The organism is Microbacterium aurantiacum (assembly GCF_002872075.1).
GTDB classification, from domain to species: domain Bacteria; phylum Actinomycetota; class Actinomycetes; order Actinomycetales; family Microbacteriaceae; genus Microbacterium; species Microbacterium aurantiacum_A.
Genome location: NZ_PGGU01000014.1, coordinates 1 through 15,021 on the forward strand (window position 1 = coordinate 1; position 15,021 = coordinate 15,021).

The window sequence follows — 15,021 nt, forward strand, 5'->3', positions numbered from 1 at the left end:
ACGGTGACGCAGCGAGTTTGATACCGACCAAAGAGACAAATTCATTGCTGACTTCATCCGAATGCCAACCCCCAACAAAGGGGATTGGTCTTTGATCCAAAGGAATTCTCACCCCCACCGAAATGGAGACGAGGATAATTTGGCATTTGACAAGTGCACGCTGTTGAGTTCTCAAGGATCGGACGCTCCCCCGACCCAGTCATCACAACCAGGCCCGAAGGGCAACTTCTCAATCTTACCCACATCCTCCCGCTTGTCAAATCGACGCGCTGAGCAGATCGGAGATCCGCTGCGCAGCCGAAACAAGCTGCAGAAGAGGTGGAAGCTCCCATCCTAGACGCAAGCGCCTGAACTCTCAAGTGAGAGCGGATCGGGAGGTGGTTCTCCGCTTGAGGGGGGGTGAAGCTCTCGGCCTCTCCGCTTCCCTGTGGGGCGAACAAGTAATAAGTTACGCGGATCCCGGGGTTTGGGCAAATCACCGCGGACCGCCGGGCGTGTCGCACCCACCGCGCCTGCGGATTCTTCCCCGTCAGGGCCGGTTTCCGTGGCAGAAGCCGAGGATCACGGCCTACGGGCCGGTGAACAGCCGGTCCGCCATGTCGGCGAGACGGCCGGAGAGCGCGGTGTCCGACGCGACATCCGTCAGCTGCCGAACCGCGACGTCGGGGTGGTCCGTGATGATCCCGTCGACGTTGTCACGGAACAGCGCCCGCATGCGTGCCGCATCCTGCACCGTCCAGACATAGAGGGCCTTTCCCTCGGACCAGACCTCATCACGAAGCGCCCTCGTGTAGACACTCTGCTCGACGACGAGGAACGAGGCCGGGGTCTCCGGCACTCCCCCGTAGGCCAGTGGGACGATGAATCCGATCGTCAGGTCGGGCCGCAGCGTGGTGACCTGTTCGACGACGTCGGCGCTGAGGGTGTGGTAGATGTGCTCGTCGGCGCCGTCCACTCGGTCGATGAGCTCGATGAGCTCGGCGACGAAGCCCTCGGTCTCGCCGCCGTGCACCTTGATCTCGATGAGCAGCTGCTGATCGAGATCGTCGGCCCGTCGGAGGTACTGCTCGAGGGTCGGTTTCCGTTCGGCATGCCCGGCATCGTCTCGAACGGTCACGGCGGTGGCCTCTGCAGTCGTCAGCCGAGCGACGGAGGTGTCCATCCCTGCGAGACGGTTCAGATCCGGATCGTGCATGAGCACCCAGCCGCCGTCGCTGGTCTGCTGCACATCCATCTCCACCACTTCGGCACCCGCGGCATGCGCCGCCTCGAGGGAGCCCAGCGTGTTCTCGACTCCCTGTTCCGTGAAACCGCGATGCGCGAGCACCGTCGTCGCGCCGTCAGCCACCTCGGCGAGCGGAACGACGGCGGTGGCGCTGAGCACACCGCCCGCGATCACCGCACCGATCCCCGCGATGAGCGCCGGGGCGCGCGGTGCGCGCGCACCTTCTACGGTGGCGTGATCACCGATGACTCCCGCGGGCGACGGCGGGGCATCCTCCGTCGCATCCGCGGAGAGCATGCCCGACGATGCCGCCGCCGCGACCAGCACCTGCGTCTGCACCATCAGGAACACTCCGACGATGAAGAACGCGACGACCTGGCCGAGGCCGAGGCTGATCGCGCCGACCGCGATCGAAGCGGCCGGCTCCGCGTGGTCGGACGCAAGCGTCGGAAGCGGAACGACGAGTGCCAGCGCTCCCAGCGTCACCGCCATCGGAACCAGAACACCGGCGAGCAGCGCAGCGATCCGGATGCTCCGCCAGCGCGTGAATCGCCAGCTCCGCGCGACGGCGGCGGGAACGCCGACGTGCTCGAGGACGAGCAGCGGGATCGTGAAGATGAGGCGCAGGTTCAGCCACCACACGAGCACCAGCAACGCGGTGTAGAGCACCGCGTGCAGCGGAGTCTTCATCAGCTCGTCGGTGACGAACGCCGGAATCGCGACCCATTGTGTGAGGATCGAGCCGATCCCGGCGTGCCCGAGGGGAACGATCAGCACCAGGTACGGAACGAGCAGCAGCGTCGAGGGCCGCCGCAGGAGTGCTGCCACGCGGATCCTCATGCGGCGCGCGACAGCACGGGCGCTCAGGTCCGCATCTCGCCGTCGCAGGTCGGCGACGGCGACGAAGACCGCCGTCTGCCCGAGCAGAGCGAGAACGACGAGCACCAGGGAGACGGCTGCGATGCCGACGCCGAGAGGACTGCGCAGGAACTGTGCGGCCGAGGTCGTCGTGACGGCGGTCAGTCCCGATGCCCTCGCTGCGACCGAGAACATGCCCGCCAGCAGCGGTGCCGCCACGATCGCCACCGCCCCCTGGACGAAAGCCACCAGCACCAGCGTGCGTGCGAATCCCTTCGCTGTGAGGCGATACCCGGAGGCCAGGCTCGGGGCGATCGGAAGCGGGACCCGGGCCATTCCCCGATTCAACCATGCGCGTCAGTCCTGCGGTCGCGCGGGTTCTCCGGTTCTTCGGAACAGCGGAAGCGCCAGGCACAGCAGCAGGGTCACTCCACCCCAGATGGCGCACGCCGCCGGCAGCATCCGGTAGGCGAGGTGCTGAACGGTGAACTCGGCGTCCAGCGGGCCGTGGACGACGGGGCCGATCCCCCATGCCACCCCGAGGATCACCGGCAGCGACATCCACCAGCTGATCCGCACCCATGCCGGCAGGAATCGCGTGGTGACGGCGTGCTGTTCGCTGCGGCGGAGCCGGAGCACCACCCAGACCGCGATGATGACGAGGCCGATCGCACTGGAGCCGTGCTGCAGCCACTTGTATCCGGGCAGCGGACCCCACATGGCTCCGAGCACAGGAATCAGCTGCACTCCCTCGCGCCCCTCGTGCGTGAACAGGTCCCACGCGATGTGCGACAGCACCCCGAGAATGAACGACAGCGCGAGCAGCACGGGGTAGCCGCGGCGCTGTCCGACTCCGACGGCATGCCGGAATGCGCTCATCCCGGCATCCGTCCACTCCGAGGGCACGCGCCTCGCAAGGACTGCCGGAGCGAGCTCCGGGACGGCCGGGCGCAGCACCACCCGCCACAGGAGGAACAGCCCGAAGGCGATCAGCGCTGTCCAGACGACGTTGCCGACGGTGTGCGTGAACGAATAGCTCACCCCGAAGCCACGGAGGAACAACGGCAGATCGGGCGTCATCGCACCGATCGCGATGGCCGACGGCACGAGCGGCGTCCGGATGAACGGCAGCGCGATGACCGCGTGGCTCGGTGTGAACGGCATGATCCGCGCTCGACGCGGCCTCAGCCGATGAAGACGCCGGCGAGGGTCTTCTTCCCTCGCCGAAGCACCGAGACACCACCCGGCAGAGTGCCCTGCACCGTTGCCGCCTCGTCCTCGATGCGTTCGCCGTCCAGCGAGACACCACCCTGAGCGATGGCACGCCGCGCTTCGGAGATGCTCGAGACGAGTCCTGCACCGACGAGCGCCTCGACCACCGGGCTTCCCGCCGCGACGGTGGCGTTCGGGAGCTCCTCGAGCGCCGTCCGCAATGTCGCGGCATCCAGCGATGTCAGATCGCCCTGGCCGAAAAGCGCCTCAGACGCGGCGATGACTGCAGCGGCCGCGTCGATGCCGTGCACCGTGGCCACGACCTCGAGTGCGAGCCTCTTCTGCGCTGCGCGGCGGAACGGTTCGGATGCGACGAGCGCCGCGTACTCCTCGATCTCGGCCCGCGTCAGGAAGGTGAAGACCTTGAGACGTGTGACCACGTCGGCATCGTCGGTGTTCAACCAGAACTGGTACATCCGGTACGGACTGCACATCTCGGGGTCGAGCCAGATCGCGTTGCCGGCGCTCTTGCCGAACTTCGAGCCGTCGCTGTTCGTGATGAGCGGGGTTCCGATCGCGTGCACTGAGACGCCCTCGACGCGGTGGATGAGATCCGTTCCGCTGGTGAGGTTGCCCCACTGGTCGCTGCCGCCGGTCTGCAGCACGCAGCCGTAGCGGCGGTGCAGCTCGAGGTAGTCCAGACCCTGCAGGATCTGGTAGCTGAACTCGGTGTACGAGATACCCGCCTCGGAGTTCAGGCGCGCGGCGACGGCATCCTTCTTGATCATGGTGCCGACGCGGAAGTGCTTGCCGATCCCGCGCAGGAAGTCGATCGCGCTCAGCGGCGCGGTCCAGTCGAGATTGTTCACGATGCGCGCGGCGTTGTCGCCCTCGAAGCTCAGGAACCGCTCGACCTGAGCCCGCAGCTTCCCGACCCACTCCTCGACGGTCTCGACCGGGTTGAGCACGCGTTCGGAGTCACGGCCACCGGGGTCGCCGACGAGACCGGTCGACCCGCCGACGAGTCCGAGCGGCTTGTGGCCGGCGAGCTGGAGACGGCGCAGCGTGAGCAGCTGCACGAGGTTGCCCAGGTGCAGACTCGGCGCGGTCGGATCGAAACCGCAGTAATACGTGATCGGGTCTCCCGCGAGCAGGGCGCGCAGCGCCTCCTGGTCGGTGGACACGTGGACCAGCCCTCGCCACACGATCTCGTCCCATACGTTCTCGAACGTGGGATCGATCGCGGGTTCGGCGGTCGTCAGAGCGGGATGTGACACGCTCACCAGGCTATCAGCGCGCCGGACACGCGATACGCGATCAGAACGGCTCGTCGAGCCGTGCGAGCTCCGCCTCGGTGAGTGCGATGGCAGCGGCATCCATGGCCGCATCCAGCTGGAACAGCTTGCTCCCGCCCAGGATCGGACGGATGCCGTGGGCGATCTGCCACGCCAGCACGATCTGCCCCCGGCCGAGAGCGCGCTGCTCGGCGATCTCGGCAAGGATCTCGAGTCGCCGCGTGCTGGCCGGGTGGTCGTACACGTCGGGTATCGGCTTGGCCTCGTCGTCGTAGCCGCCGGAGAGCAGGGGCGTGTACGCCCAAGTCTCGATCCCGTTCGCCTCGGCGAAGTCGCGCTGCTCGTCGCTCAGCACTCCGAACGGGTGCACCACGCCGGGCGGCAGCGTCCCCGGCCGCACCCTCAGGTAGGTGCTGTTGAGCTGGAACGCGTCGATCGGCACACTGCCGATGCGCTTCGCGTGGGCGCGTGCCCTCTCGATCCGCCAGGCCGGATGGTTCGACGCCCCGACCCGGCGGACCGTGCCGTCGGCCGTGAGGGCGGCCAGCCCTTCCACGCTCTCCTCGATCGGGACGGCTCGGTCCTCCTGATGCAGCCAGAGCAGCTCGATCGTGTCCACGCCGAGTCTGCGAAGGCTCCCCTCCGCAGCGACGCGGATGGCGCGTGGCGAAAGACCGGTACGGTGCTGCGGCCAGGATCCGGGCCACAGCGGCTCCGCGCCGACCTTCGTGGAGATCCGGATCCGCTCTCGCTCGCCGGGGCGTGTCGCCAGCCAGCGGCCGATCACCTCCTCGGAGGCACCGCCGTGCCCGGTGTCGCTCGCCCAGAAGCTGTAGCAGTCCGCGGTGTCGATCCATGTGCCGCCCCGCTCGACGAACCGGTCGAGCAGGGCGAACGACGTCTCCTCGTCGATGAGGGTGCCGAACATCATGGCACCGAGGACGATGGGTGATCTCTTCGTGTTCTCGTCGGTCATGTCTTCACTCTGCAACCTGGAGCGCGCTCCAGGTCAAGCCCTATGCTCGCATCCATGACGACGTACACCCCCGCCGAGACGGCGGCGCGATCCGGTTTCTCGATCGACACCCTCCGCTACTACGAGCGGGAGGGCATCCTGCCCCCGGTTCCGCGCACGGCCGGCGGTCACCGCTCGTACACGGATGCCGAACTCGGCCTGCTCGAATTCCTCAAGTGCCTGCGCGAGACCGGAATGCCGGTCGAGCGTCTGCGTCGCTACGGGCAGCTCTGCCGCGACGAGGAGACCGTTCCCGAACGCATCGCGCTGCTCGAGGAGCATGCCGAGACCGTCGAACGTCAGCTCGCCGAAGTGCTCGCCCAGCAGAGCAGATTGCAGGAGAAGCTCACCTGGTATCGAGGGCTCCTCGACGGCTGAGCACGGGGCGGATGCCGCTCAGCTCTGCGCCGACCACCACACGAGGAACGCGGCGCCGAGCGCCATGACCCAGCTGACGAGGCTGCCGACGAGGAAGTACTCGGCGCGCGCCCCGCTCTCGCCGTCTCGGGAGATCTCGGGGAACCGCACGATGCCTTTGGCGGCGAGCATCGCGGCCAGCACCGGATACGCGCCTGCGAGTGTCAGCAGCAGGACGATGATCCGCTCCAGCGGACCGATGAGACGCCCTCCTTTGAATCCGCTGCGCGGGTCGGGAGCCGCCGTCGGCACGGCCGCCGCCGTCGCGGCGCCGTCTGCGGGATCGCCGATCGCCGGATCGGCCGTCGGCACGATGGCCTGCGGAGCGCTCAGGACGGGAACCGGCTGCACGGCGGAATCGACCGGTCGCCAGGTGTGCTCGCCGTCGAGGGCCGCACGCACCACCAGATTGGCCGATTCGAGGAGGAAGACCCCGGCGCCGAGCACGAGGATGGCGAGGTCGAAGGAGATGAGGCCGAACGGCGAGCGCAACGTCCAGACATCGCCGATCAATCCGGCATCCGCCCGCTCGCCGAACCAGACGACGGCACCGATGCTCACCACGCCCAGCAGGACGGCCGGCCAGAATCCGGCCGGTGACGGACGGTCGTCGGGCATGCACCAGATCCAGATCGCCCCCGTGAGGAGGGCGGCGATCATCGGCAGCAGCGCATCGCTCACGCTTCCGAGCAGCAACAGGATGACGGCGGCGGTGAGGTAGCCGATCCAGCGGCGCGGTGCGAACTGCCGCACGAGATCGGCAGCGCCCACGGCCAGGAGGATGAATCCGGTGACGATCATGCCGATCCTCCTCTGATCGCAGCCAGTCCTTCGATGAGAGCGGCTGCTCCGGCGCTCCGCAGCGACTTGGAGACGCTCGGCTGCGAGATGCCCTCCTGGGCTGCGAGATCCTGCTGGGACGTGCCGATCAGTCGTCCGTATGCGAGACGCCGTTCTCGCTCGCTCATGGCGCCGACGAGCTCGTCGCGTGCGAGCAGGTACGCGTTGGACACGGCGATCGTGGATTCCATGACCTCATCCTGCCCCGGAGCCCCGACAATCCAGGTGCGCGAACGCGGCAAGGCGCGCTGTTCGCGTGCGTGCACGGTCTCGATCGCCTCTCGGGCGGCGTACCAGCCGGGGCCGTCGGACAGGTCGCCGTGCACGGAGCCGACCGGCCTGATCTCCCCCACGCCGATGCCGAAACGGAACGCGATCCCGTCGGGCAACCGGAGCTGGATCATCAGCAGCGACGTCATGGCATCGCCGAGATCCCGGTAGACGCCTTGCTGCTCGTCGCCTACGGTAGGCGTCAGCGGCTGCGTCGCCAGTGCGAGATCGGCTTCGGCAACCGCGATGGTGTCGTCGAGCACGCGCTGCGCGGCCGTCCGGTCGCTGAGCCGGCGCGAGCCCACGATGTCGGCGAGTACGGCGATGACCATGCCATAACCATATCATGAATAACTCTGCACTTATGCACTATTTAGTTATATTTGAGGAACATGCCTGATTCACGCATCCCCTGGACCGACGGCTCCTGGACCCATCCGCCTCGATCGGCGACAGAGAGCGCTCAACTCGTCGTCACCGCCGAAGAGGGAAGCGATGCCTGGCGGCACACCGCCTACGGTTTCGTCCACGATTCCGAGCACGCCCTGCTCGCGCCGCTGGGGGTCGGAGAGGCGATGGAGGTGTCGTTCCGGGCACCATGGGATGGCCAGTTCGATCAGGCGGGACTCTTCGTGCAGATCGATGCGGAGCGATGGGTGAAGGCCGGCATCGAATTCGCCGACGGACATCTCGGCCTCGGCGCCGTCGTCACCGATCGACGCTCCGACTGGTCGGTGGGATACGTCGACGAGTGGATCGACGCCGAGATCACCGTGCGCATCAGCCGCTGGGCCGACGCCCTCATCGTGCGCGCACGCGCCGACGACGGCGACTGGCGGCTGGTGCGGGTCGCTTCCTTTGACCCGGACGCCGAAGCAGCCGCCGGGCCGTTCCTCGCCGCTCCCACACGTGCAGGTCTCACCGTGCACTTCACCCGCTGGGCACGCTCAGCCGCGGACGATTCCCTGCACTGACGCCCCAGCGGATCGTCCCCGCACCCGGACTACAGTCCGAGCGCGTGCGCTGCCGCCTGTGCCCGCGCCACCAGTTCGGCACGCTGCTCCGCGACCCGCACGGGTGCCGTGCCACCGGCGCCGGTGCGCGATGCCACCGATCCTTCGATCGTGAGCACCTCGCGCACCTCGGGGACGAGGTGCGCCGATACCGAGAGCAGCAGCCCGTCGGAGGCGTCCTCGAGTCCGATGCCCTGCTCCTCGCAGGCGCGCACGAGCGCACCCGAGATCTCGTGGGCGTCGCGGAACGGGACCCGCCGCTTCACCAGCCACTCGGCGACGTCCGTCGCCAGTGAGAACCCCTGCGGTGCGAGCGCCGCCATCCGCTCCGTGTCGAAGCGCAGCGTCGCGATCATCCCCGCGAACGCGGGAAGGACGACCTCGAGGGTCTGGACGGAGTCGAACACCGGCTCCTTGTCCTCCTGCAGATCACGGTTGTACGCGAGCGGAAGACCCTTGAGCGTGGCCAGCAGACCCGACAGGTTGCCGATGAGCCGCCCGGACTTGCCTCGAGCGAGCTCGGCGATGTCGGGATTCTTCTTCTGCGGCATGATGCTCGACCCGGTCGAGTAGCCGTCGTCGAGGGTGACGAAGCCGAACTCGCGCGTGTTCCAGAGGATGATCTCCTCGCTGAGCCTTGAGATGTCGACCCCGGTCATCGCCGTGATGAAGGCGAACTCGGCGACCACATCGCGTGCGGAGGTGCCGTCGAGCGAGTTCTCCGCCGGACGATCGAGTCCGAGTTCGGTCGCCACCAGGGCGGGGTCGAGACCCAGCGTGGATCCGGCCAGCGCTCCCCCGCCGTACGGCGAGACGCCGGCACGGCGGCGCCAGTCGACCAGGCGCTCGAGCTCGCGCACCAGCGGCCATCCATGGGCGAGAAGGTGGTGCGCCAGCAGCACCGGCTGCGCGTGCTGCAGATGCGTGCGGCCGGGGAGGATGGCGTCGGGGTGCGCCTCGGCCTGGGCGACGAGCGCGTCGATGACACGCAGGATGTCGCGGGCGATCACGCGCGCGTGGTCGATGAGGTACATCCGCACCAGCGTCGCGATCTGGTCGTTGCGGCTGCGTCCGGCGCGCAGGCGCCCGCCCAGCTCGGGGCCGAGCTCGGCGATCAGCGCCTGCTCGAGCGCGCCGTGCACGTCCTCATCGGACGGAGCCGGACGCAGTGTGCCATCCTGCACCGACCGGAGCACGGCATCCAGGCCCTCGTGCATCCGCTGCGCCTCATCGGGCTCGAGATAACCGGCCGCGGCGAGCGCGGTCGCGTGGGCGTGGGAGCCGGCGATGTCGTACGGCGCGAGGATCCAGTCGAAGTGGGTGGAGCGGCTGAGCTCGACCAGCTCCGGCGACGGCCCCGTCGCGAATCGGGCGCCCCAGAGAGCCCCCTCGTTCGTTCCCTCGTGCTTCGCACCGCTCATCATGCGTCCTTCTTCTTGCCGAGCAGCCAGACCAGCAGCGCCTTCTGCGCGTGCAGGCGGTTCTCCGCCTCATCCCAGACCACGCTCTGCGGGCCGTCGATGACGTCGGAGTCCACCTCGTAGCCGCGATCGGCCGGAAGGCAGTGGATGAAGATCGCCCCGGGGTCGGCGAGTGCCATCGTCTGCGGGGTGACCTTGTAGGCGCCGAGGTCGCGGATCCGCGCGAGCTTCTCCTCCTCCTTGCCCATCGACACCCAGGTGTCGGTGACGACGACATCCGCACCGGCCGCGGCCTCCGCCGGGTCGGCGAGGAGCGTGATCGATCCGCCGGTCTCGGCCGCACGGCGCTCCGCCGCCTCGACGACGTCGGCGCGAGGCGCGTAGCCCTCCGGCGCGACGACCCGCACGTGCATCCCGGCGGTGACGCCGGCGAGCATGTACGAGTGCGACATGTTGCTCTGCCCGTCGCCGAAGAAGCTCAGGGTGAGTCCCTTGAGCTCGCCCTTGTGCTCCCGGATCGTCAGCAGATCCGCGAGCAGCTGGCACGGGTGGAAGTCGTCCGAGAGCGCATTGATGACCGGCACCCTGGTGCCCCTGGCCATCTCCTCCAGCCCCGCCTGCGCATAGGTGCGCCAGACGATGGCCGCCACCTGGCGCTCGAGCACTCGTGCGGTGTCGGAGGGTGTCTCCTTGCCGCCGAGCTGGCTGTTGGCCGTCGAGATGATCAGCGGCGAGCCGCCGAGGTCCGCGATGCCGACCGCGAACGAGACGCGGGTGCGCGTGGAGGACTTGTCGAAGATCACCGCGACGGTCTGGGGACCTGAGAGGCTCTTGTCCGCCCAGCGATCCTTCTTCAGCTCGATGGCGAGATCGAGGATCTCCGCCTGCTCGGCGGGGGTCAGATCGTCATCGCGCAGCAGGTGGCGGGTGGTCATGCGTGGACCTTTCCGGTTTCGGGAGCGGATGCGGCGGAAGCCTGGACATCGGCGAGTGCGGCGGCGAAGAGCTCGGCGAACTCGGCGATCTCGGCGTCGCCGATGTTCAGCGCCGGCGCGATCCGCACGGTCTCCGGGTTCGCCGCGTTGATGATGAGACCGCGTTCCTGCGCGGCGGCGACCACGTCACCGGCGACCGGCGCGGTGAGACCGACGCCGATGAGGAGTCCACGGCCGCGGATACCGTCGACGAGCGGCGAGCCGATGCCGTCGATGACGGCGCGCAGTTCCTCGCCGCGCCGGGCGGCGTTGTCGACGAGACCCGAGTGCTCGATCTCGGCGAGAACGGCGTCGGCGACGGCCGTCGCCAGCGGGTTCCCTCCGAAAGTGGAGCCGTGCGAGCCGGGGGTGAACAGCGAGCTGGCCGCGCCGAAGGTGACCAGGGCGCCGATCGGGAACCCGCCGCCGATCCCCTTCGCCAGGGTGATCGCGTCCGGCGTGATGCCGTCATGGCTGAACCCGAACCAGGCGCCGGTGCGCCCGGCCCCCGTCTGGATCTCATCGACGATGAGGAGCGCACCGTGCTTCAGCGTGAGCGAACGGGCGGCGGCCAGGTAGCCTGCCGGCAGCTCGACGACTCCGGCCTCGCCCTGGATGGGCTCGACGATGACGGCGGCGACACGATCGTCGATGGCCGCCTCGAGCGCCTCGACGGTGGCCGGGATGTGCTCCACGCCACCGGGCATCGGTTCGAAGGGTGCCCGCATGGTGGCCTTCGCCGTGAGGGCGAGCGATCCCATGGTGCGACCGTGGAAGCCGTTCTCCAGTGCCAGGATGCGCGGGCGTTCGGTCCCCCCGTGCAGACGGGCGAGCTTGAACGCCGCCTCATTGGCCTCGGCTCCGGAGTTCGAGAAGAACACCCGGCCGTCGATTCCGGCGCCGGCGAGGCGCTTCAGGCGTGCCGCGAGCGCGAGCTGCGGCGGAGTGGCGAAGTAGTTCGAGACGTGCGCGAGGGTGGCCGCCTGCTTCGAGATGGCCTCGACGAACACCGGGTGCGCGTGCCCGAGCGAGGTCACGGCGATGCCGGCGAGGAAATCGAGGTGGCGCCGGCCGTCGGCATCCCACAGATAGGAACCCTCGCCACGGGTGAGCAGCGCCAGACGCGGCCCCGCGTTGAGGACCAGGTCGCTCGCCGCGTCATCCTGCCAGTTGCTCATGCCGATACTCCGTTCGATGCCAAGACCACTTCTGTTCCGATTCCCTTGCTCGTGAAGAGCTCGACGAGCACCGAATGCGGCACCCGTCCGTCGATGATCGCTGCCGCATCCACTCCGCCCTCGACCGCGTCGAGGCAGGCCTTCATCTTCGGGATCATCCCCGACTGCAGCGTCGGCAGCATGCCGATGAGTTCCGTCGAAGTGAGATGCGAGACGAGCGAGTCGCGGTTCGGCCAATCCGCGTAGAGCCCCGGCACATCGGTGAGGATGACGAGCTTGGCGGCGTCCAGCGCGACCGCGAGCGCGGCGGCTGCGGCATCCGCATTCACGTTCAGCGACTGGCCCGGATGATCCAGGTCGGGGGCGATGCTGGACACCACCGGGATGCGACCGGCGGCGAGATGGTCGAGCACCGGCGTGGGATCGACCTCGACGACGTCGCCGACCCGGCCGAGGTCGATCTCCTCGCCGTCGATGACGACTCCGCGACGACGGCCGCCGAAGAGGCCCGCGTCCTCGCCGCTGAGCCCCGTGGCGATCGGGCCGTGCGAGTTGATCTTCGCGACCAGCTGCGGGTTGACCTGTCCTGTCAGCACCATCCGCACGACGCTGATCGCCTCGGTGTTGGTGACGCGATACCCGCCCTTGAACTCGCTGGGGATGTCGAGCCGCTCGAGCATGTCGGAGATCTGCGGACCGCCGCCGTGCACGACGACCGGCTGCACACCGACATAGCGCAGGTACGCGATGTCCTGTGCGAACGCCTCCTGCAGCTCGTCGGAGATCATGGCGTTGCCGCCGTACTTGATGACGACGATCTGATCGCGGAACTTCTTCAGCCACGGCAGCGACTCGATGAGCGTCGACGCCTTGACCGCCGCGACGTCCGGTGTGGTGTCCTGGATGTCGGTCATGAGGCGTACGCGCTGTTCTCGTGGACGTAATCGTGGGTGAGATCGTTGGTGAGGATCGTGGCGGATGCGTCGCCGGTCTTCAGGTCGATCATGATGTGCGTCGCCCGGGGCGTGAGGTCGACCTCTTCACGCGGGCGGTCGGGGCCGCCCGCCGTGCACACGCGCACGCCGTTCATCCAGACGTCCACGTCGTAGGGGTCGAACTGGGCCGCGGTGGTGCCGATGGCCGCGAGCACACGGCCCCAGTTCGGGTCGTTGCCGAAGATGGCTGCCTTGAAGAGGTTGTTGCGGGCGACGGAGCGACCGACCTCGACGGCCTCCTGCTCGGATGCCGCGTGCTGCACCTCGATGGTGATGTCGTGGCTCGCGCCTTCGGCATCGCCCTGAAGCTTCACGGACAGTTCGAGGCACAGCTCGGTGAGCGCCTGCGCGAAGTCCTCGAGGTCGGGGACGATGCCGCTGGCGCCGTTGGCGAGCAGCGTGACCTGGTCGTTCGTCGACATGCAGCCGTCGGAGTCCAGCCGGTCGAACGTCTGCCCGGTGGCGCGGCGGAGAGCGGCATCGGCCTCGAGCGGTTCGAGGACGGCGTCTGTGGTCAGCACGACGAGCATCGTGGCGAGGCCCGGCGCCAGCATCCCCGCGCCCTTCGCCATGCCCCCGATGGTCCAGCCGTCGCGCGTGATCGTCGCGGTCTTCGACACGGAGTCGGTCGTCATGATCGCCTCGGCGGCGGACTGGCCGCCGTCGGTGCTGAGCTCCGCGATCGCCTGGGCCGTGCCGGTGAGCACCTTCTCGCGGAAGGCCTCGTCGCCGACCCCGATGAGCCCGGTGGAGCAGATGAGCACATCACCGGCGCTGACTCCGAGGAGCTCCGCTGCCTTCTCGGCGGTCTGATGCGTCGTCTGGAAGCCGAAGGCGCCGGTGAAGCAGTTCGCTCCACCGGAGTTGAGCACGACCGCCTCGACGACGCGGTCGGCGACCGCCTGCTGCGACCAGATGATCGGGTTCGCCTTCGCGCGGTTGCTGGTGAAGACAGCCGCGCCGACCTTGCGGGGGCCCTGGTTCACGACCACGGCGACGTCGGGCTTGCCGGTGGACTTGAGGCCGGCGGCGACGCCGGCGGCTTCGAAACCCTGGGGTGCGGTCACGCTCATGGTGCGACTCCGTTGATCGAGAGGGCGCGGTCCTCGGGCAGACCGAGCGCGATGTTCATGGACTGGATGGCGGCCCCGGCGGTGCCCTTGACGAGATTGTCGACGGCGGTGACGACGGTCACGCGATTGGCAGCCCGATCGATGGCGAGGCCGATCAGCGCGGTGTTCGCACCGAGCACGTCGGCGGTGCGCGGGAAGCGGCCCTCAGGCAGCAGCTGCACGAAGGTCTCGTCGCCGTAGGCGCTCTCCCATGCCGTGCGGATCTCCGCGTCGGTGACACCCGGCACGATCGGCGCCGTCGAGGTGGCGAGGATGCCGCGCGACATCGGCACCAGGACCGGAGTGAACGAGATGCGGATGCCTTGTGGATCGACCTCGCTCGCCGCGGCGATGGCCTGGCGGATCTCGGGGATGTGACGGTGCGTGCCGCCGACCGCGTAGGGGTTCGCCGAGCCGAGGATCTCACTGGCGAGCAGATTCTGCTTGAGGCTCTTGCCCGCACCGGACGGGCCGACCGCGAGGACGGAGACGATGTCGCCGGGGTCGATGACGCCGGCGGCGACGCCAGGGACCAGGCTCAAGCTCACTGTGGAGGCGTTGCAGCCGGGGGCCGCGATCCGCGTGGCTCCGCGCAGATGCTCACGTTGCTTGGCTCCCGCCACGAGGAGCTCGGGAACGCCGTAGGCCCACGGTTCGTGGAAGTCGCCGCCGTAGAAGGAGTCCCAGGCTGCGGAGGAGGTGAGGCGGTGGTCGGCGCCCGCGTCGATCACGAGCGGGGTATCGCCCAGCGCGTCGGTGTACTGCCCGGACTGCCCGTGCGGAAGGGCGAGGAAGACGATGTCGTGACCGGAGAGGATCTCCGGCGTCGTGTCCTGCAGGGTGAGATGGGCGAGCGAGCGCAGATGCGGCTGGTGATCGATCAGCGGCTGGCCGGCGTTCGAATGCGCGGTGACGGTCCGGATCTCGATGTCGGGATGAGCGGCGAGAATGCGCAGGATCTCGCCGCCCGCATAGCCGGATGCGCCGGAAACGGCGACGGTGTACGTCATGCTTCTACCTTAACGGTCGGGGGTCGTGTGAGCCGGAGCGGCGACACCGGCGCTCGACCGCCATCGGGCGGGAGCGCGGGGTCGCCTAGAGTCGGCGGTCGGACCGGCGTCGGCGCACCGAAACGACGCTCGGAACGAGCGTCGGAGAAACGGATGCAGCCGAAGGCATGCCTGGACGATAGCGCG

Annotated in this window: 14 protein-coding genes; 2 read left to right on the forward strand and 12 right to left on the reverse strand. The window is 68.5% G+C overall.

Annotation, left to right across the window (positions count from 1 at the left end; genetic code table 11):
• Positions 1-568: 568 nt before the first annotated feature.
• From CUR96_RS09555 to CUR96_RS09570, 4 genes are read right to left on the reverse strand one after another with little or no spacing between them, the layout of a single operon-like run.
• The gene (locus tag CUR96_RS09555; RefSeq protein WP_102193087.1) at positions 569-2,419 is read right to left on the reverse strand and encodes a glycerophosphodiester phosphodiesterase; all 1,851 of its coding nucleotides are present in this window, start codon (positions 2,417-2,419) and stop codon (positions 569-571) included.
• A gap of 21 nt (positions 2,420-2,440) precedes the next feature.
• Positions 2,441-3,247 (reverse strand): DUF4184 family protein, encoded by an 807-nt coding sequence (locus CUR96_RS09560; RefSeq protein WP_102193088.1) that lies wholly within the window; start codon positions 3,245-3,247, stop codon positions 2,441-2,443.
• Between the two features lie 20 nt (positions 3,248-3,267).
• Positions 3,268-4,572: a tyrosine--tRNA ligase gene (gene tyrS, locus CUR96_RS09565; RefSeq protein WP_245861166.1), complete on the reverse strand. Its 1,305-nt coding sequence runs from the start codon at positions 4,570-4,572 to the stop codon at positions 3,268-3,270.
• Between the two features lie 40 nt (positions 4,573-4,612).
• Positions 4,613-5,566: an aldo/keto reductase gene (locus CUR96_RS09570; protein ID WP_102193090.1), complete on the reverse strand. Its 954-nt coding sequence runs from the start codon at positions 5,564-5,566 to the stop codon at positions 4,613-4,615.
• 54 nt (positions 5,567-5,620) lie between these two features.
• Here CUR96_RS09570 and CUR96_RS09575 point away from each other — a divergent pair, with 54 nt between their 5' ends.
• On the forward strand, positions 5,621-5,983 hold the full coding sequence (locus CUR96_RS09575; RefSeq protein ID WP_102193193.1) for a MerR family transcriptional regulator: 363 nt from the start codon (positions 5,621-5,623) through the stop codon (positions 5,981-5,983).
• An 18-nt stretch (positions 5,984-6,001) separates the two neighbouring features.
• Here CUR96_RS09575 and CUR96_RS09580 read toward each other — a convergent pair whose 3' ends face one another.
• On the reverse strand, positions 6,002-6,823 hold the full coding sequence (locus CUR96_RS09580) for a hypothetical protein (RefSeq protein WP_102193091.1): 822 nt from the start codon (positions 6,821-6,823) through the stop codon (positions 6,002-6,004).
• A complete protein-coding gene (locus CUR96_RS09585; RefSeq protein WP_102193092.1) occupies positions 6,820-7,464 on the reverse strand; it encodes a SatD family protein in 645 nt (214 codons plus the stop codon). Before CUR96_RS09585 ends, CUR96_RS09580 begins: the two co-directional genes overlap by 4 nt.
• Positions 7,465-7,524: 60 nt before the next feature.
• Here CUR96_RS09585 and CUR96_RS09590 point away from each other — a divergent pair, with 60 nt between their 5' ends.
• Entirely contained in the window at positions 7,525-8,106 is a 582-nt protein-coding gene (locus CUR96_RS09590) for a DUF1349 domain-containing protein (RefSeq protein WP_102193093.1), read from the forward strand.
• Positions 8,107-8,135: 29 nt separating this feature from the next.
• On the opposite strand, the gene argH is transcribed toward CUR96_RS09590, so the two are convergent.
• Genes argH through argC form a run of 6 tightly spaced genes read right to left on the reverse strand, consistent with a single transcriptional unit; the run spans position 8,136 to position 14,835 of the window.
• Positions 8,136-9,566, reverse strand: a complete 1,431-nt coding sequence (gene argH / locus CUR96_RS09595; RefSeq protein WP_102193094.1) for an argininosuccinate lyase — start codon at positions 9,564-9,566, stop codon at positions 8,136-8,138.
• Complete coding sequence (gene argF / locus CUR96_RS09600; protein WP_102193095.1) at positions 9,566-10,501, reverse strand: ornithine carbamoyltransferase; 936 nt, start codon at positions 10,499-10,501, stop codon at positions 9,566-9,568. The genes argH and argF overlap by 1 nt, the downstream gene beginning before the upstream one ends.
• Positions 10,498-11,718, reverse strand: coding sequence for an acetylornithine transaminase (locus CUR96_RS09605; protein WP_102193096.1), 1,221 nt, complete (start codon positions 11,716-11,718; stop codon positions 10,498-10,500). Before CUR96_RS09605 ends, argF begins: the two co-directional genes overlap by 4 nt.
• Complete coding sequence (gene argB / locus CUR96_RS09610; protein ID WP_102193097.1) at positions 11,715-12,632, reverse strand: acetylglutamate kinase; 918 nt, start codon at positions 12,630-12,632, stop codon at positions 11,715-11,717. The genes CUR96_RS09605 and argB overlap by 4 nt, the downstream gene beginning before the upstream one ends.
• Complete coding sequence (gene argJ / locus CUR96_RS09615) at positions 12,629-13,786, reverse strand: bifunctional glutamate N-acetyltransferase/amino-acid acetyltransferase ArgJ (RefSeq protein ID WP_102193098.1); 1,158 nt, start codon at positions 13,784-13,786, stop codon at positions 12,629-12,631. The genes argB and argJ overlap by 4 nt, the downstream gene beginning before the upstream one ends.
• On the reverse strand, positions 13,783-14,835 hold the full coding sequence (gene argC / locus CUR96_RS09620; protein WP_102193099.1) for an N-acetyl-gamma-glutamyl-phosphate reductase: 1,053 nt from the start codon (positions 14,833-14,835) through the stop codon (positions 13,783-13,785). The genes argJ and argC overlap by 4 nt, the downstream gene beginning before the upstream one ends.
• Positions 14,836-15,021: the final 186 nt, after the last annotated feature.